This is a genomic window from Janthinobacterium sp. HH106, from assembly GCF_001758725.1.
Taxonomy (GTDB): domain Bacteria; phylum Pseudomonadota; class Gammaproteobacteria; order Burkholderiales; family Burkholderiaceae_D; genus Janthinobacterium.
Genome location: NZ_LRIC01000019.1, coordinates 134290 through 148238 on the forward strand (window position 1 = coordinate 134290; position 13949 = coordinate 148238).

The 13949-nt window shown below is 65.6% G+C and carries 14 protein-coding genes; 13 read left to right on the plus strand and 1 reads right to left on the minus strand.

What is annotated here, in order from left to right:
* Positions 1 to 62: 62 nt before the first annotated feature.
* Positions 63 to 1289 (plus strand): HD-GYP domain-containing protein, encoded by a 1227-nt coding sequence (locus JAB8_RS10470; protein WP_070289458.1) that lies wholly within the window; start codon positions 63 to 65, stop codon positions 1287 to 1289.
* Between the two features lie 121 nt (positions 1290 to 1410).
* Here the strand turns inward: JAB8_RS10470 and JAB8_RS10475 are convergent, their stop codons facing one another.
* Positions 1411 to 2457: a GGDEF domain-containing protein gene (locus tag JAB8_RS10475; RefSeq protein WP_070219064.1), complete on the minus strand. Its 1047-nt coding sequence runs from the start codon at positions 2455 to 2457 to the stop codon at positions 1411 to 1413.
* A gap of 481 nt (positions 2458 to 2938) precedes the next feature.
* Here JAB8_RS10475 and JAB8_RS10480 point away from each other — a divergent pair, with 481 nt between their 5' ends.
* The 12 genes from JAB8_RS10480 to JAB8_RS10530 all read left to right on the plus strand — a co-directional run bounded on the left by JAB8_RS10480 (position 2939) and on the right by JAB8_RS10530 (position 13925).
* Positions 2939 to 3121, plus strand: a complete 183-nt coding sequence (locus tag JAB8_RS10480) for a Flp family type IVb pilin (RefSeq protein ID WP_034752975.1) — start codon at positions 2939 to 2941, stop codon at positions 3119 to 3121.
* Between the two features lie 52 nt (positions 3122 to 3173).
* A complete protein-coding gene (locus JAB8_RS10485) occupies positions 3174 to 3707 on the plus strand; it encodes an A24 family peptidase (protein ID WP_070219065.1) in 534 nt (177 codons plus the stop codon).
* Between the two features lie 93 nt (positions 3708 to 3800).
* Entirely contained in the window at positions 3801 to 5174 is a 1374-nt protein-coding gene (locus JAB8_RS10490) for an ATPase (protein WP_083287654.1), read from the plus strand.
* Complete coding sequence (gene cpaB / locus JAB8_RS10495) at positions 5171 to 6025, plus strand: Flp pilus assembly protein CpaB (RefSeq protein WP_070289459.1); 855 nt, start codon at positions 5171 to 5173, stop codon at positions 6023 to 6025. The genes JAB8_RS10490 and cpaB overlap by 4 nt, the downstream gene beginning before the upstream one ends.
* A 20-nt stretch (positions 6026 to 6045) precedes the next feature.
* Entirely contained in the window at positions 6046 to 7494 is a 1449-nt protein-coding gene (locus JAB8_RS10500; protein ID WP_254679493.1) for a type II and III secretion system protein family protein, read from the plus strand.
* Between the two features lie 16 nt (positions 7495 to 7510).
* On the plus strand, positions 7511 to 7819 hold the full coding sequence (locus JAB8_RS10505; protein WP_070289460.1) for a hypothetical protein: 309 nt from the start codon (positions 7511 to 7513) through the stop codon (positions 7817 to 7819).
* Positions 7809 to 9236, plus strand: a complete 1428-nt coding sequence (locus tag JAB8_RS10510; RefSeq protein ID WP_070289461.1) for a pilus assembly protein TadG-related protein — start codon at positions 7809 to 7811, stop codon at positions 9234 to 9236. Before JAB8_RS10505 ends, JAB8_RS10510 begins: the two co-directional genes overlap by 11 nt.
* The gene (locus tag JAB8_RS28150) at positions 9233 to 9715 is read left to right on the plus strand and encodes a TadE/TadG family type IV pilus assembly protein (protein ID WP_070313047.1); all 483 of its coding nucleotides are present in this window, start codon (positions 9233 to 9235) and stop codon (positions 9713 to 9715) included. Before JAB8_RS10510 ends, JAB8_RS28150 begins: the two co-directional genes overlap by 4 nt.
* Positions 9705 to 10313, plus strand: a complete 609-nt coding sequence (locus JAB8_RS10515; RefSeq protein ID WP_070289462.1) for a TadE/TadG family type IV pilus assembly protein — start codon at positions 9705 to 9707, stop codon at positions 10311 to 10313. The genes JAB8_RS28150 and JAB8_RS10515 overlap by 11 nt, the downstream gene beginning before the upstream one ends.
* Positions 10314 to 10368: 55 nt before the next feature.
* Complete coding sequence (locus JAB8_RS10520) at positions 10369 to 11538, plus strand: AAA family ATPase (RefSeq protein ID WP_070219071.1); 1170 nt, start codon at positions 10369 to 10371, stop codon at positions 11536 to 11538.
* Between the two features lie 50 nt (positions 11539 to 11588).
* Positions 11589 to 12935 (plus strand): CpaF family protein, encoded by a 1347-nt coding sequence (locus JAB8_RS10525; RefSeq protein ID WP_083287262.1) that lies wholly within the window; start codon positions 11589 to 11591, stop codon positions 12933 to 12935.
* Between the two features lie 12 nt (positions 12936 to 12947).
* Positions 12948 to 13925, plus strand: a complete 978-nt coding sequence (locus tag JAB8_RS10530) for a type II secretion system F family protein (protein WP_070289463.1) — start codon at positions 12948 to 12950, stop codon at positions 13923 to 13925.
* Positions 13926 to 13949: the final 24 nt, after the last annotated feature.

A 13949-nucleotide genomic window follows, 5' to 3' on the forward strand; every position in this document is an offset into this window, starting at 1 on the left:
AATTTTGTTATACTCATTCTAGCGCCTTCGGTGCTCCAGCCGCGTATTTGTGGGATGACAGCATGCTCAAGAAAGTTGATTCGTCTCAATTAAAAGTGGGCATGTACATTCATGACCTCAGTTGTGACTGGATGACGCATCCGTTCGTGCGCAACCGTTTTCTGTTGCGCAGCGACGATGAAATCCGCAAGATCGTGCAGGCCGGCATCCACGACGTGGTGATCGACAGCGGCAAGGGCCTCGACGTGCAGGATGCGCCCACCGTGGCGCAGGCGCGCGCCGAGACCGAGCGCGAACTGGTGCAGATCGCCGCGGCGCCGCAGGTGGTCACGCGCGTGTCGTTGGGCATGGAACTGGCGCGCGCCGCGCAGGTGCGGCGCCAGGCAGCGAGCCTGGTACGCACGGTGATGGCCGACGTGCGCCTGGGCAAGGCGGTCGAGCTCGACCGCGTGCAGCACACGGTGCAAGATATTACCGAATCGATCCTGCGCAATCCCGGTGCCCTCGTCGGCTTGTTGCGCATCAAGACCAAGGATGACTACACCTTTTTGCATTCCGTCAGCGTGTGCGCGCTGCTGGTGGCGTTTTGCCGCTCGCGCGGCATCGATGCGGCCACCACGCACCAGGCGGGCCTCGGTGGCCTGCTGCACGACACGGGCAAGGCGCTGGTGCCCGACAGCGTGCTGAACAAGCCCGGTCCCCTCACGTCCGAGGAATTTGCCCTGATCAAGCGCCATCCGCGCGATGGCTACGAGATCCTGCTGCAGTCGCCCGAGCTGGGCGCCATTCCGCTCGACATCGCCTTGCATCACCACGAGCGGCGCGACGGCAGCGGCTATCCGGACCAGCTGGCCGGCGACGCCATCAGCGAGCTGGCGCAGATGGCCGCCATCGTCGACGTGTACGACGCGCTGACGTCGGACCGCAGCTATCACAAGGGCATTCCCGCCGCCGAAGCCCTGCGCAAGATTTATGAATGGAGCAAATTCCATTTCAACCCCGTGTTTGCGCAGGATTTCATGCGCTGCGTGGGCATCTATCCGGTGGGCACCATGGTGATGCTGGAATCGGGCCGCCTGGCCGTCGTCGTCGAGGCGCACGAAAGCAATCTGCTGGCGCCGAAAGTGAATGTGTTTTTCAGTACGAAGAGCAAGACCTACATCAAGCCCGAGACGGTCGACCTGTCGCGCGGCTTCGGTTTTGGCGGCGCCGACAAGATCGTCGGCCATGAGTCGGCGGCCAAGTGGCAGGTCGATCCCATGCGTTTTATCTCGCTGGCGGATGCATGAACGGTGTGTGTTCTTTGAAAAAGAGCGCCTGAAAAACGTTCAGCGCAAGGCGCTGGCGCGAAGACAGTACGACGAGTACGGCGAGCGCCGGCAACGCCGCGATGGACGTTTTGTCAGGTGATCAGAAAAATTCCGCCGTATCGTTCGAGGCAATGGTCGTTAACAAACCTTTCGCTACCAGCTCGTCGTAATGGCAAGCCAGGTTGCGGCCATGGCTCTTGGCGTAATACAAGGCCTGGTCGGCGCGGCCGAGGATGATGACGGGCGCCTCGTAGGCGTTGATGCTGACGAAGCCCACGCTGACGGTGACTTTGCCCACTTGCGGGAAGTCGTGCGCCTCGACATTGGTGCGGAAGCGGTCGATGATTTTCTGCGCATTTTCCAGGGTGATCGAGCGCAGCAGCACGACGAATTCCTCGCCGCCGAAGCGGAAGATGCGGTCTTGCGAGCGGAACGACGATTGCAGCTGGTTGGCGATCAGGATCAGCACTTCATCGCCATACAGGTGGCCAAACTTATCGTTGACCAGTTTAAAATGATCGACGTCGATCACGGCCAGCCATTGCCGTTCCGTGTCCGTATGGTGGCGCCGCTCTTCATCGACGGGACGCGGCTTGTCCGCTTCCGGTTCGCCGCGGCTGTGCAGGATTTTCGCCAGCTGGTCGTCGAAGGTCTTGCGGTTCAACAGGCCGGTGAGCGAATCGCGTTCGCTGTAGTCGAGCAGGTTCTGGAAATTGCGGTACACGCTGACGATGCCGCCGATCACCTGGATGGTGGCGCCCGTGTAGGGCGTGGGGTTGGTGATTTCCAGGCAGGTGGTGACCTGGTCGCCGATCCAGATGGGCAGCCACAGCAGGTGGCGGCCGTCGGCGCACAGGGTGTCGGCGCTCGCTTCATGGCGCTTGATGCAGGCGGCCAGGGCCGGGTAGTCGGACAGCGGTTCGCCTGGCAGGGTTGGGTCGGTATGCTCTTCCATGCGGGCCACGCTGCCCGCCACGATGATGGCCCGCGACCGCACGAACACCTGGCCACGCACGGTGGTCAGGGCCAGCACACGGGTCTGCGACGCGGCAGCGAGTTCCTGCACTGCCGAGATCACGGAAATGTCGAGCATCGTGTGGTCGCGGTGCCCGGTCATGTCCACCATGTGTTTCAGTAGGGAATCCATTGTCGTTCTCTGGAAAGTAGTCACACAAGTGTCGTCATACCAGCATTGCATCAAGCAAGAGCATGTTCGCGTCCGTCTACAAGAAGCCAAGATTTATTTGGTGGCATGACGCTCTGTACCGCCGGGCGAGAGGCCTTTCCAAAGAAGAGCTAAGCAGGATAATGTCTTTTTGCCTAATAGGCAATTAACGTATGCAATATTTCATGTAAATACATGAGATTCATGCACTACATTGCAAAAAACTTGCCCTGACGAAGGCTTTCAATCCGGATCGCAACATTTGTTTGCGCCAGCCGCCATGTCGACAAGGTTTGATAATTTCCATATGGAAACTTGTGGCGCGTCAATTTGCCAAAACGTGGACGCTTTATAGTCAATGCAATGGCGCAGAAATTTACGGCAGGAAACATATTAGCAGGAAAGGGCAATGTTTCACACCCGATTGCGCCAGGGACTTGTGATTCACTTTTGGGAGCTTGTCATGCATACCTTCCTGTCGGCAGTACAGCAGTTTGTCAAGGATGAGGATGGCATTACGGCAATCGAATACGGCCTGATTGCGGCCTTGATGGCCACCGCCATCACGGCCGGATTCTTGCTGATCAAGACCAACTTGCTGGCCGTCCTCACCGACATCTCGTCGAACCTGGTGTTGACGCCCTAAGCGGGTGCCCGCTGCTGGCCGGCCGGCAGCGGGTTTTTTCGGGAGGTGTGCCATGCCTGCAACTGCCTTGTGCGACCTGCTGTTGCTGTGCTTCGTGACGGGGGCCGCCGTCAGTGATCTGATCCAACGCAAGATTCCGAATTGGCTGGTGCTGGCCGGCATGCTCGCCGCGCTGGCGCTGCATTTGTGGTTGTGGCCACACCGCGTGCCGCAGCTGGTGCTGGGCGGCATGGCGACGGGCTTCTTCCTGTTCCTGCCTCTGTATGTGCTGCGCGGCATGGCCGCCGGCGACGTCAAGCTGATCGCCATGGTGGGCACCTTTGCCGGTCCCTGGCCCGTGCTGCAGATCTGTTTCGCCACGTTTGTCCTGGGCGGCCTGATGGCCGTGCTGATGATCACGTACCAGGGCAAGTGGCGCGCCTGCCTCGGCAATCTGCGCCAGCTGCTGTGGCCGATGATCGCGCGCATGGCCGGCATTCCCCTGGCGCCGACCGCACTGGGCAGCCATGCCAGCGTGGGCAACATGCCGTACGGACTGGCCATTGCCCTGGGCTGCCTGGTGGTGCAAGGGCAGCATTATTTCTGATTGGCATTCATTGCTCTGAATCAATGGGCGCCAGTGCCCGCTCGCTAGAATGAATTCTGTTCAATGCAGTCTTAACCGGCTAGGAGACGCAGCATGACCGAGGTCGACTATTCCATGAGCACCGACAGCGTTCCGCGTCCCGCCGACGCGAACCTGATGCCGCCCTTGCCGCCGCAGCCGAAGAGCTTGCGTGAAACGGGGCTGGAACGGCCGCTGGTCGTCGAACTGATCGCCAAACTGATGTTTGTGGGCGGCAAGACGCATCTGTCCGCGCTGACGACGCGCTTGCGCCTGTCGATCAATGTCTTGCGCGAAGTGCTCGATTTCATGGTGACGGAGCAGATGGCCGAAGTGGCCTGGCGCGGCGAGTCCGACATCGACGTGCAGTACCAGCTGACGGGCGCCGGCAAGCAGCGCGCCAGCGCTTTTCTTGAACGCTGCGCGTATATCGGCGCCGCTCCCGTCACTCTGGAAGCGTACCGCGCCATGGTGGCGCGCCAGTCGTGGCTGGCACAGGAACAGCGTGTCGGCAGCGATGACCTGGCCGCGGTGCTCGGCGGCGCCCATGCGGGGCCGGGCATGCTCGACGTGGTGGGCGCGGCCCTGCATTCGGGGCGCTCGCTGCTGCTGTACGGTCCGCCCGGCAGCGGCAAGTCGACCCTGGCGCTGCAGCTGGGGCAATTGCTGCACGGGCTGGTCGCCGTGCCCTACGCCATCGTCGTCGGCCACGACATCATCCAGTTGTACGATCCGGCGCAGCACCTGCCGCCCGCGCCGCAGCACGTCAGCCATGCGCGCCAGGCGCTGGAGCGGCGCAGCACGGATATCCGCTGGGTGCTGTGCCAGCGTCCCGTGATCCACGTGGGCGCCGAGCTTGACGCCGGCACGCTGGAGCTGCGCCTTGACGCCAGCGGCGGCTGCTACCAGGCGCCGCCCCATGTGCGGGCCAACAACGGTATGCTGATCATCGACGACCTGGGCCGCCAGCGCCTGGGCGCGCAAGAACTGCTGACGCGGCTGATGCAGCCGCTGGCACGGGGCAGCGACCAGCTGGGCCTGCCCGGCGGCGTGCAGATCAGCGTGCCCTTCGATAACGCCCTCGTGCTGGCCACGAATGTGCCGCCGGGCGAGCTGTTCGATCCTGCCTTGCTGCGCCGCATCGGCTACAAGGTGCAGGTGGGGCCGCTGGCCGAGAACGCCTATCGCGCCCTGTTCCGCCAGCAATGCCGCCTGGCCGGCATGACCATCGACGAGCTGGCCCTGAACCATCTGCTGCAGCTGCATGGCGCGCAGGGACGGCCCCTGCTGGCCAGCTATCCGCAGGAATTGCTGGCGCGCATAGGCGACTTCGCCGGCTTTGCCGGCAGCGAGGCGCGCTTGACGGTGGGCGCCCTGGAGCAGGCCTGGAGCAGCCTGTTTGCCAGTTGCGACATGCCGGCCGCCAGCCTGTGCGAGCGCATCGCATGAAAAACCGGCGCGCCCTGCTGATGATGGGCCTGGCCGTGGTGCTGGGTCTGCTGGCCGTGCTGCTGGCCTCGCACTGGCTGCTGCGCCAGACGCCGGCTGGCAAGGGCAAGATCGTCGTCGCCTCCAGCGATGTCAACCTGGGCCAGCGCCTGACGCCAGAGATGCTGCGCCTGGCCGAATGGCCGGCGGAAAGCTTGCCGCAAGGCGCGCTGCAAGACCCGGCGAAACTGGCGGGACGGGTGCTGAAAACGAGCGTGCTGCGCGGCGAGCCGCTGAGCGAAGCCAAGCTGGCGCCCGTGGGGACGTTGGGCGGCCTGTCGGCCCTGATCACGGAAGGGCGGCGCGCCATCACTGTGCGCGTCAACGACGTGATCGGCGTGGCCGGTTTTGCCTTGCCGGGCAATTATGTCGACATCATCGTCAGTACCCAGCAGGATGCCGGCGACCGCGCGTTTCCGCAAAGCCGCAACATTTCCAAGATCGTGCTCGAACGCATCCTCGTGCTGGCCGTGGCGCAGGAAGTGGGACGCGACGAGACCAAGCCGCGCGTGGTCAATGCCGTGACCCTGGAAGTGACGCCGGAACAGGCGGAAAACCTGGATCTGGCGCGCAGCGTGGGCAGCCTGTCGCTGGTGCTGCGCAACCAGGTCGACCCGCAGCCGGGCGTGACGGCGGGTGCCACCAAGCTGACCCTGCTGGGCGGACCGCATGAAGCCGAGCCTGCTCCCGCCGCCGCGCCCGTGCCGGCCGTGGCGCCGCGTCCCGTGCGCGTGGCCAAGGCGCCGCCGGAGCCCAAGCGCCAGTGCAGCGGCGTCATCGATGGGACGCGCCAGTCGCGCGAATGTTTTTAGCCTTGTTGCCTTGATCAACCATGGACACGCTCATGAACCGCGCCCTGCTGACACTGTGCTGCCTGCTGTTGCCGCTTGCCGGCGCGGCAGCCGATCCTGGCCCCCGCTGCGGCGGCGAAGCGGCGACGCCCGGCAACTTGCAGCTGCAGGTGGGCAAGTCGAGCATGTTGCGCCTGCCCGAGGCGGTGCTGGCCCGCAGCGTCGGCAATCCGGCCATGCTGCAAGCCATGCTGGTCGCACCCGACACCTTGTATGTAGTCGGTGTCGACGTGGGCAGCACGAATATGATCATCCAGGGCAGGAGCGGCGTGTGCAGCGTGGTGAACGTCAGTGTCAGCATGGACCCGTCCGGCCTGCAAACGACCCTGGCGGCCCTGATGCCGGAAGAAAAAGCCATCCGCGTGACGGCCGTGGCCGATACCCTGGTGCTGTCGGGCACGGTGCAGGATGCGGGCGCCGTGCTGCGCGCCGTCGAGCTGGCGCATGCGTATGTGCGCCGCGCCACCGAACCGCTGGCGCTGCCCAAGCCAGCCGATGGCGCCGCCTTGCCGCTCGCGGCCGCTGCACCCGGCGGCGCGGGCAGCGCGAACAGCCGCGTCATCAATATGCTCGACGTCAGCGCGCCGCAGCAGGTGATGCTGGCCGTGCAGATCGCCGAAGTGTCGAAGTCGCTGCTGGAACGGCTGGAAGTGGGCGCCACCCTGCGCTTCGCCTCCGGCAGCTGGGCCACCACCTTGCTGTCGAATTTCTTGAGCGGCACGGCCAATGGCTTGCTCGACGTGCGCAAGTCGAATGGCCAGCAGCTGACCATCGAGGCGCAGAAACAGGATGGCCTGGTACGCATCCTGGCCGAGCCGACGGTGATGGCGATCAGCGGACAGGAGGGCAGTTTTCTGGCCGGCGGCAAGATCTTCATTCCCGTCGGCCAGGACAACAACAAGATCACGCTGGAAGAGCGCGAGTATGGCGTCGGCCTGCGATTTACCCCCACCGTGCTGTCGGGCGGGCGCATCAATTTGAAGGTGGCGCCGGAAGTGTCGGAACTGTCGCGCGAAGGGGTGGGCATTTCCGCCGCCGGCGTCAGCGGACGTTCTATTTTGCCCGTCATCACCACGCGGCGCGCTTCGACCACGGTGCAGCTGTATGACGGCCAGAGCTATGCCATCGGCGGCTTGATCAAGAACAACCAGGTGAGCAACATCGCGGGCGTGCCGTGGCTGAGCGAACTGCCCATCCTCGGCGCGCTGTTTCGCAGCACGGACTTCCAGCATGACCGCACGGAATTGTTGTTCGTCATTACCGCGCACCTGGTGAAACCCTTGCCGGCCGATGTCGTGCTGCCGACGGCGCAGCTGGCGCCGCCTTCGCGCACGGACTTGATGTTGCGCGGCAAGATGGAAGCCACCGTGCCGCCAGCGCCGCCGTCCGTGCCGCCGCCGCGCGCGGCCAACGGCTTCGAGTTGAAATGAGACGGGGAGACACGCCATGCCGAATTCGCTCCTGATAGGGCTGCGGCGCCTGGCCGCGCTGACCCTGGCGCTGCAGCTGGCAGCCTGCGCGCACAGCAGTAGCAGCACGCCGCAGCTGGACCCGCGCTTCGGCGACGCCGTGCGTCTGGCCATGGCGCAGCAGGTGCGCGATCCGGCCAGCGCGGACAATCGCCAGCCTGCCGACGGGCTTGACGGCCCCAGCGCGCACGCCGTCATGCAGCGCTACCGCGCCTCGTTCGCCGAACCGAACGGCCAGACGCCGCAGCCGGTGCAGTTCATGCTGGGAGGCGCCAATGGCAAATAGACGCCGGCGCGAGCGCGGGGCGATGCTGATCGCCTTTTCCATCCTGCTTATCCTGGTGCTGGGCTTTATCGGCCTGGCGCTCGACGTGGGACAGGTCATCGGCCGCAAGACGGAATTGCAGAACCTGGCCGACAACGCGGCGCTGGCGGCGGCCGCCGAACTGGTGGGCACGCCCGAAGGCTTGCTCGCTGCCGTGGACAAGGCCAAGCAGAGTGCGGCCGACAAGAGCGCGTGGCGGCGCCGCATGCAGGGCGCGATCCTGTCGGACGCCAGCATCCGCTTCGCCAGCGCGCCCGGCGCGCCCGCCAGCGAATGGCATGCGGCGGGCGCCGTGCCCGACGCCGCCACGGCGCTGTTCGTGCGCGTCGATACGCAGGCCAATGCACCGTCGCTGGGGCGGGTGGCGACGGCGTTCCTGGGCGCCTTGTCGCCGGCGCTGCGCACCCTGGACACGGGGGGGCGCGCCGTGGCAGGACGTACCAGCCTGAACCTGACGCCGCTGGCCGTGTGCGCGCTGTCGGCCAGCGCGGCCAGCCCGCGCACGAATGCGGCGCTGCTGCCGGCCGTCGAGCTGCTGGAATATGGTTTTCGCCGCGGCGTGGCGTATAACCTGTTGAAACTCAATCCGCACGGCCCGGCGGCCGAACACTTCGTGCTCAATCCCCTGGGCCAGCCCGGCGTGGTGGGCTCGTCGCTGCAGGTCGGCGAGTCCAGCGTGCTGCCGTTTGTGTGCAGCGGCACGGTGCTGTACCCGCGCATCGGCAGCGCCCAAGTGCATGTGCACCGGCCGTTTCCCGCCGCCTTGTGGCCGGCCTTCAACGCGCGCTTCAACCTGCATGCGGGCAGCGGCTGTCATCCCGTCACGGCGCCGCCCGACACGAATATCCGCGCCTATCCGAATACGGCCACGAACTGGTGGATGACGAACACGCCCGACGCGCCGAGCGCCCTGAGCACCGGCAATCCGCTGCTGTCCGTGGCCGATCCGGAATCGAACGCGACGCCGCCTGCCGTTGGCAGTTACGGCCCGCTGTGGTCGTTTGGCAAGGCGGTCAAGTACAGCAGTGTGAAGCCGGCCGGCGGCTACGTGCCGTTTGCCACCAGCGACTGGGCCAAGCTGTATCCGGCTAGCCCTGCCGCGCCGGCCGCCAAGCCCGGCTACCCTGCCACGCCGCCATACCAGACGCTGGCTTACCAGACGGCGCCGACCGGCAATACGGGCGTGGCGCAGCGGCGCCTGCTGCATATTGCCCTGCTGGCCTGCCCTGTGCCGGTCGGCAGCGACGTGCTGGCGCAGGTGCGGGGCATCGGCCGCTTCTTCATGACGGCGCCGGCCAGCAACGGCGTGTTGAGCGCCGAATTTGACGGCCTCGTGGCCGAGGGCGCGCTGGCGGGCCCTGCGGAGCTGCTGCAATGAGGCCGCCCTGCCGCGCGCGACGCCGCCAGGAGGGTGTCGCCGCCATCGAGCTGGCGCTGATCCTGCTGTTTTTCATGGCGCTGCTGCCTTTCGTGCTGCTGTTCGGCCGCGCGCTGCTGGTGTACACGGCCCTGCAAAAAAGTACGCACGATGCGGCGCGCTACCTGGCCACCATGCCGCTGTCGCAGATGGCCAGGGGCGACACGGCGAACCAGGGTGCCGTGTTTGCCCGGCAGATGGTGGTCGATGCCATGGCGGAAAGCTGGCCGGCCATGCAGCCATACCTGATCAGCGTGGAATGCGTGTATGCCGACGATTCCTACAGCTGCGGCACTTATGCGGCGGCGCCGCTGCAGGTGCGCATCAAGTTGTCCGTCGACATGCCTGTGGATTTCCTGCCCGAACTGACCCGCAAGTGGCTGCCGCAGCTGGCGCCGATCCCGCTGCGCGCCAATGCGACAGTACGCTATGTTAATTAACCTGCGCCCCCGCCGGCAGCGCCAGGGCGGCGTCTTCGCCGTCGAGTTCGCCATGCTGGCGCTGCTGTTTTTTCTCTTCCTGTTCGCCATGCTGGAAGTGGCGCGCGCCGTGTATCTATGGAATATGGTGCACGAGATTACCCGGCGTGCCGCGCGCGGCGCCGCCGTTACCGATTTCAGCAATGCAAGTGCGCTGCAGGCCGTGCGCGCGCAAGCGGTGCTGCGCGCCGCGCCTGGCGTGCTGCCGCTGGGCGGCGGCATCAGCGACGCGTATGTGCGCATCGATTACCTGTCGCACTCCAGCGGCGGCGCCGCGCTGGCGGCATTGCCGGTGACGGTGATGCCCGGTTGTCCGCAGCGTAACCGCATCAATTGCCTGGACGATCCGCATGGCGCCAGCTGCATCCGTTTCGTGCGCGCGCGCCTGTGCGTGCCCGGCGATGGCGGACGCTGCGAGAGCGTGCCGTACCGGCCCATCCTGCCGCTGCTGGCAGCGATGTTTCCTTCCGGCGCAGGCGCCGTGCGCTTGCCCAACGGCGCCACCATGGCGGTGGCCGAGTCGCTGGGTTATCCGGACAATCCCGGTTTTTGTCCTTGAGCGCCACTTGGCGGCGCAGCCGACTGTGTAGACCTGAAAGAAGCGAGGAAGTGCGATGAAAGCCCTGATGATTAGCCGCGACGCCAGCTTGCACGATGAAATTGCCGCGCAGGGGGCGGCCCGCATGCCCGTGCTGCGGCTGCTGGAACGGCGCAGCGGCCTGCGCGACGCCGTCGAGCGCATGCTGCCGGAAGCACCGGAACTGGTGATCGTCGACGCCAGCGGTATCGATGCCGATGAAGCCGACCTGCTCGAGCGCCTGGCGCGCCAGTATCCGCTGGCCGTGCTGATGCTGCTCACGCGCGGACAGCAGCAGGATGTGCTGATCCGCGCCATGCGCGCCGGCATGCGCGAAGTGCTGCAGCTGCCGCTGGTGCACAAGGCCTTCCACGAGGCGATGGACCGGGTCGATATCCAGGCCGGCGTGACGCAGATGCGCGACGGTAAAGTCCTCGCCTTCATCTCGTGCAAGGGCGGCAGCGGCGCCACTTTTCTGTCGACGAATTTTTCCTACGCGCTGGCCAGCCTGGCCGGCTGCAAGGTGCTGCTGATCGACCTGCATGGCCAGTTCGGCGACGCCACCCTGTATGTCTCGGACCAGAAGCCGGCGATGACACTGTCCGACATCTGTGCCCAGATCGCGCGCATGGACGGCGCCTTCCTCGCCTCGTGCCTGGTGCACGTGACGCCGAACTTCGGCGTGCTGGCGGCGGCCGACGACCCCGCGCACAAGGTCGACATGCAGCCCGAGCACATGGACCGCATCCTGGCCGTGGCGCGCCAGCACTACGACTACATCGTGCTCGACGTGGGACGCCAGATCGATGCGCTGTCGTTGCGTGCGCTCGACAACGCCGACGCCATCTATCCGGTGCTGCAGCTGGCCTTGCCCGACATCCGCGACGGGCGGCGCCTGCTCGACATTTTCCGTTCGCTCGGCTATCCGGGCGAGCGCCTGCGCCTGATCGTCAACCGTTATGAGAAGGGCGGGCGCCTGCGCCTGGCGGACCTGGAGCAGGCGCTGGGCGCGGAAGTGGTGCACACGGTGCCCAACGATTACATCGCCGCCACCGATTCCGTCAACCAGGGCATCCCGCTGCTGCAGCTGTCGCGCACCAGCGCCGTGGCGCGCAGCCTGGCCGAGCTGGTGGAACTGGTGACGGCGCGCCGCGTGACGGAAAGCCGCGGCCTGTTCGACCGCCTGTTCAGCCGCAGCGAGGTTTAGGACAGAAACATATGTCAAGGCTCCCGCCGGGGGCCATCATGGGAGCCGAGATGACTTTACGCGAACGCCTGGCGGCAAATGAAACGGTGCGCCCCGCCAGCAATGGACAAGGCGCGCTGGCGCTGCACGCCTACCAGGAACTGAAAAAAACCATGCACCAGACGATACTCGACCGTATCGACTTGGAACGCCTGAAACGCCTGACGGCCGAGCAGTTCAAGCATGAGCTGGCGCTGCTGGTGCAGCGCGTGATCGAGGAAGAGCGCATCGTCCTCAACCAGCACGAGCGGCATAGCCTGGTGCTCGACATCCAGCACGAGATGCTGGGCTTTGGTCCGCTCGAACCCCTGCTGGCCGATGCCAGCGTGTCCGACATCCTCGTCAATACCTGCGACAAGGTGTATGTGGAGCGGGGCGGGCGGCTGCAGCTGACGGACGTGACCTTCCACGACAATGCGCACCTGATGAAGATCATCGAAAAGATCGTCTCGCGCGTGGGACGGCGCGTCGATGAATCGAGCCCGATGGTCGACGCGCGCCTGCCGGACGGCTCGCGCGTGAATGCCATCATTCCGCCGCTGGCCGTCGATGGCCCGATCCTGTCCATCCGGCGCTTTGCCGTGCAGCCTTTGAGCATCGCCAACCTGCTCGACTACAAAAGCCTGACGCCGCCCATGGTGCAGGTGCTGCAGGCGCTGGGCCAGGCGAAGATCAATATCCTGATCTCGGGCGGCACTGGCAGCGGCAAGACGACCCTGCTCAACGTGCTGTCCGGCTTCATTCCCGGCAGCGAGCGCATCGTCACCATCGAGGATGCGGCCGAACTGGCGCTGCGCCAGCCGCACGTGGTACGGCTGGAAACGCGCCCGCCGAATATCGAAGGCAAGGGCGAAGTAAGCCAGCGCGCGCTGGTGCGCAATGCGCTGCGCATGCGGCCCGACCGCATCATCCTGGGCGAGGTGCGCGGCGCCGAGGCGCTCGACATGCTGCAGGCGATGAACACGGGCCATGAAGGGTCGCTGGCGACCATCCATTCGAACACGGCGCGCGATGCGCTGGCGCGGCTGGAAAACATGGTCGGCATGGCCAACGTGAACCTGACGCCACGCGCCACGCGCCAGCAGATCTGTTCGGCCGTGACGGTGGTGATGCAAGTGTCGCGCCTGACGGATGGCGCGCGCAAGCTGGTCAGCCTGCAGGAAGTGACGGGGATGGAAGGCGACATCATCGCCATGCATGAAATCTTCCGCTTCGAGCAGACGGGCGTCGATGCCGATGGCAAGGTGCAGGGCCACTTTTGCGCCACGGGCGTGCGGCCCCGCTTTACGGAGCGCTTGCGCATGTTCGGCGCGCCGGTGCCGGACACGGTGTTCGACCCGGACCGAATTTATGAGTAAGGGGGAGGGATCATGGACCTGGTGTTCTACGGCTTTGCCGTGCTGCTGTTCGCCGCCTGCATTCTGATGGTGGAAGGGGCCTGGCTGTGGTGGTCGGGCACGCATGGCAGCGCGGCGCGGCGCATCAACCGGCGCCTGCGGCTGATGGCGGCGCGCGGCGAGGCGGGCGGCGAGCGCGTCTCCATCCTCAAGCAGCGCCGCTATGCGCGTTCGCCCGGCCTGGAGCGGCTGCTGCGGCGCATGCCGCAGGCGGCGCGGCTGGACCATTTGCTGCTGCAATCGGGCTTGTCCTGGTCGGTGGCGCAATTCCTGGGCGGCACGGGCGCCTTGCTGCTGGCGGCCTTGCTGCTGTTGGCGGCCTGGTCCATGCCCTTGCCCGGCGCCTTGCTGCTGCTGTCCTGCGCCGTGAGCGCACCGTGTTTGTTCGTGCTGCGCGCGCGCGCGGCGCGGCTGAAAAAGATCGAGGCGCAACTGCCGGAAGCGGCCGATTTCCTGGCCCGCGCGCTGCGCGCCGGGCACTCGTTTTCGAACGTGCTGCAGATGGTGGGAGACGAACTCAATGAGCCGATCAGCGGCGAATTCAAGACGGCGCACGAAGAGATCAATTACGGCGTGCCGATGAACGAGGCGCTGCAAAACCTGGCTGCGCGCATACCGCTGACGGACTTGCGCTACCTCGTCATCGCCGTGCTGGTGCAGCGCGAATCGGGCGGCAACCTGGCCGAGGTGCTGGTCAGCATCGCGCGCATCATCCGCGCCCGCTTGAAGCTGCTGGGACAGGTGCGCGTGCTGTCGGCCGAGGGGCGCATGTCGGCCTGGGTGCTGGGCCTGATGCCGGTGGTGATGATCGGTGTCATGGCCCTGGTCAACCCGCAATACATCCGCCTGCTGTGGACCGATCCCAGCGGCATCAAACTGTTGTGGTACGCGGCTGGCATGGTGGCGCTGGGTGTCGTCTGGATGCGTAACGTCATCCGCATCCGTATTTGAAGGGCGCGCCTGAAAAAAAGTCCA

Coding starts and splice junctions, on each gene's coding strand:
- JAB8_RS10470 (WP_070289458.1), top strand. CDS start 63: ATGCTCAAGAAAGTTGATTCGTCTCAATTAAAAGTGGGCATGTACATT.
- JAB8_RS10480 (WP_034752975.1), top strand. CDS start 2,939: ATGCATACCTTCCTGTCGGCAGTACAGCAGTTTGTCAAGGATGAGGAT.
- JAB8_RS10475 (WP_070219064.1), bottom strand. CDS start 2,457: ATGGATTCCCTACTGAAACACATGGTGGACATGACCGGGCACCGCGAC.
- JAB8_RS10515 (WP_070289462.1), top strand. CDS start 9,705: ATGTTAATTAACCTGCGCCCCCGCCGGCAGCGCCAGGGCGGCGTCTTC.
- JAB8_RS10485 (WP_070219065.1), top strand. CDS start 3,174: ATGCCTGCAACTGCCTTGTGCGACCTGCTGTTGCTGTGCTTCGTGACG.
- JAB8_RS10520 (WP_070219071.1), top strand. CDS start 10,369: ATGAAAGCCCTGATGATTAGCCGCGACGCCAGCTTGCACGATGAAATT.
- JAB8_RS10530 (WP_070289463.1), top strand. CDS start 12,948: ATGGACCTGGTGTTCTACGGCTTTGCCGTGCTGCTGTTCGCCGCCTGC.
- JAB8_RS10500 (WP_254679493.1), top strand. CDS start 6,046: ATGGACACGCTCATGAACCGCGCCCTGCTGACACTGTGCTGCCTGCTG.
- JAB8_RS10490 (WP_083287654.1), top strand. CDS start 3,801: ATGACCGAGGTCGACTATTCCATGAGCACCGACAGCGTTCCGCGTCCC.
- JAB8_RS10525 (WP_083287262.1), top strand. CDS start 11,589: ATGACTTTACGCGAACGCCTGGCGGCAAATGAAACGGTGCGCCCCGCC.
- JAB8_RS28150 (WP_070313047.1), top strand. CDS start 9,233: ATGAGGCCGCCCTGCCGCGCGCGACGCCGCCAGGAGGGTGTCGCCGCC.
- cpaB (WP_070289459.1), top strand. CDS start 5,171: ATGAAAAACCGGCGCGCCCTGCTGATGATGGGCCTGGCCGTGGTGCTG.
- JAB8_RS10510 (WP_070289461.1), top strand. CDS start 7,809: ATGGCAAATAGACGCCGGCGCGAGCGCGGGGCGATGCTGATCGCCTTT.
- JAB8_RS10505 (WP_070289460.1), top strand. CDS start 7,511: ATGCCGAATTCGCTCCTGATAGGGCTGCGGCGCCTGGCCGCGCTGACC.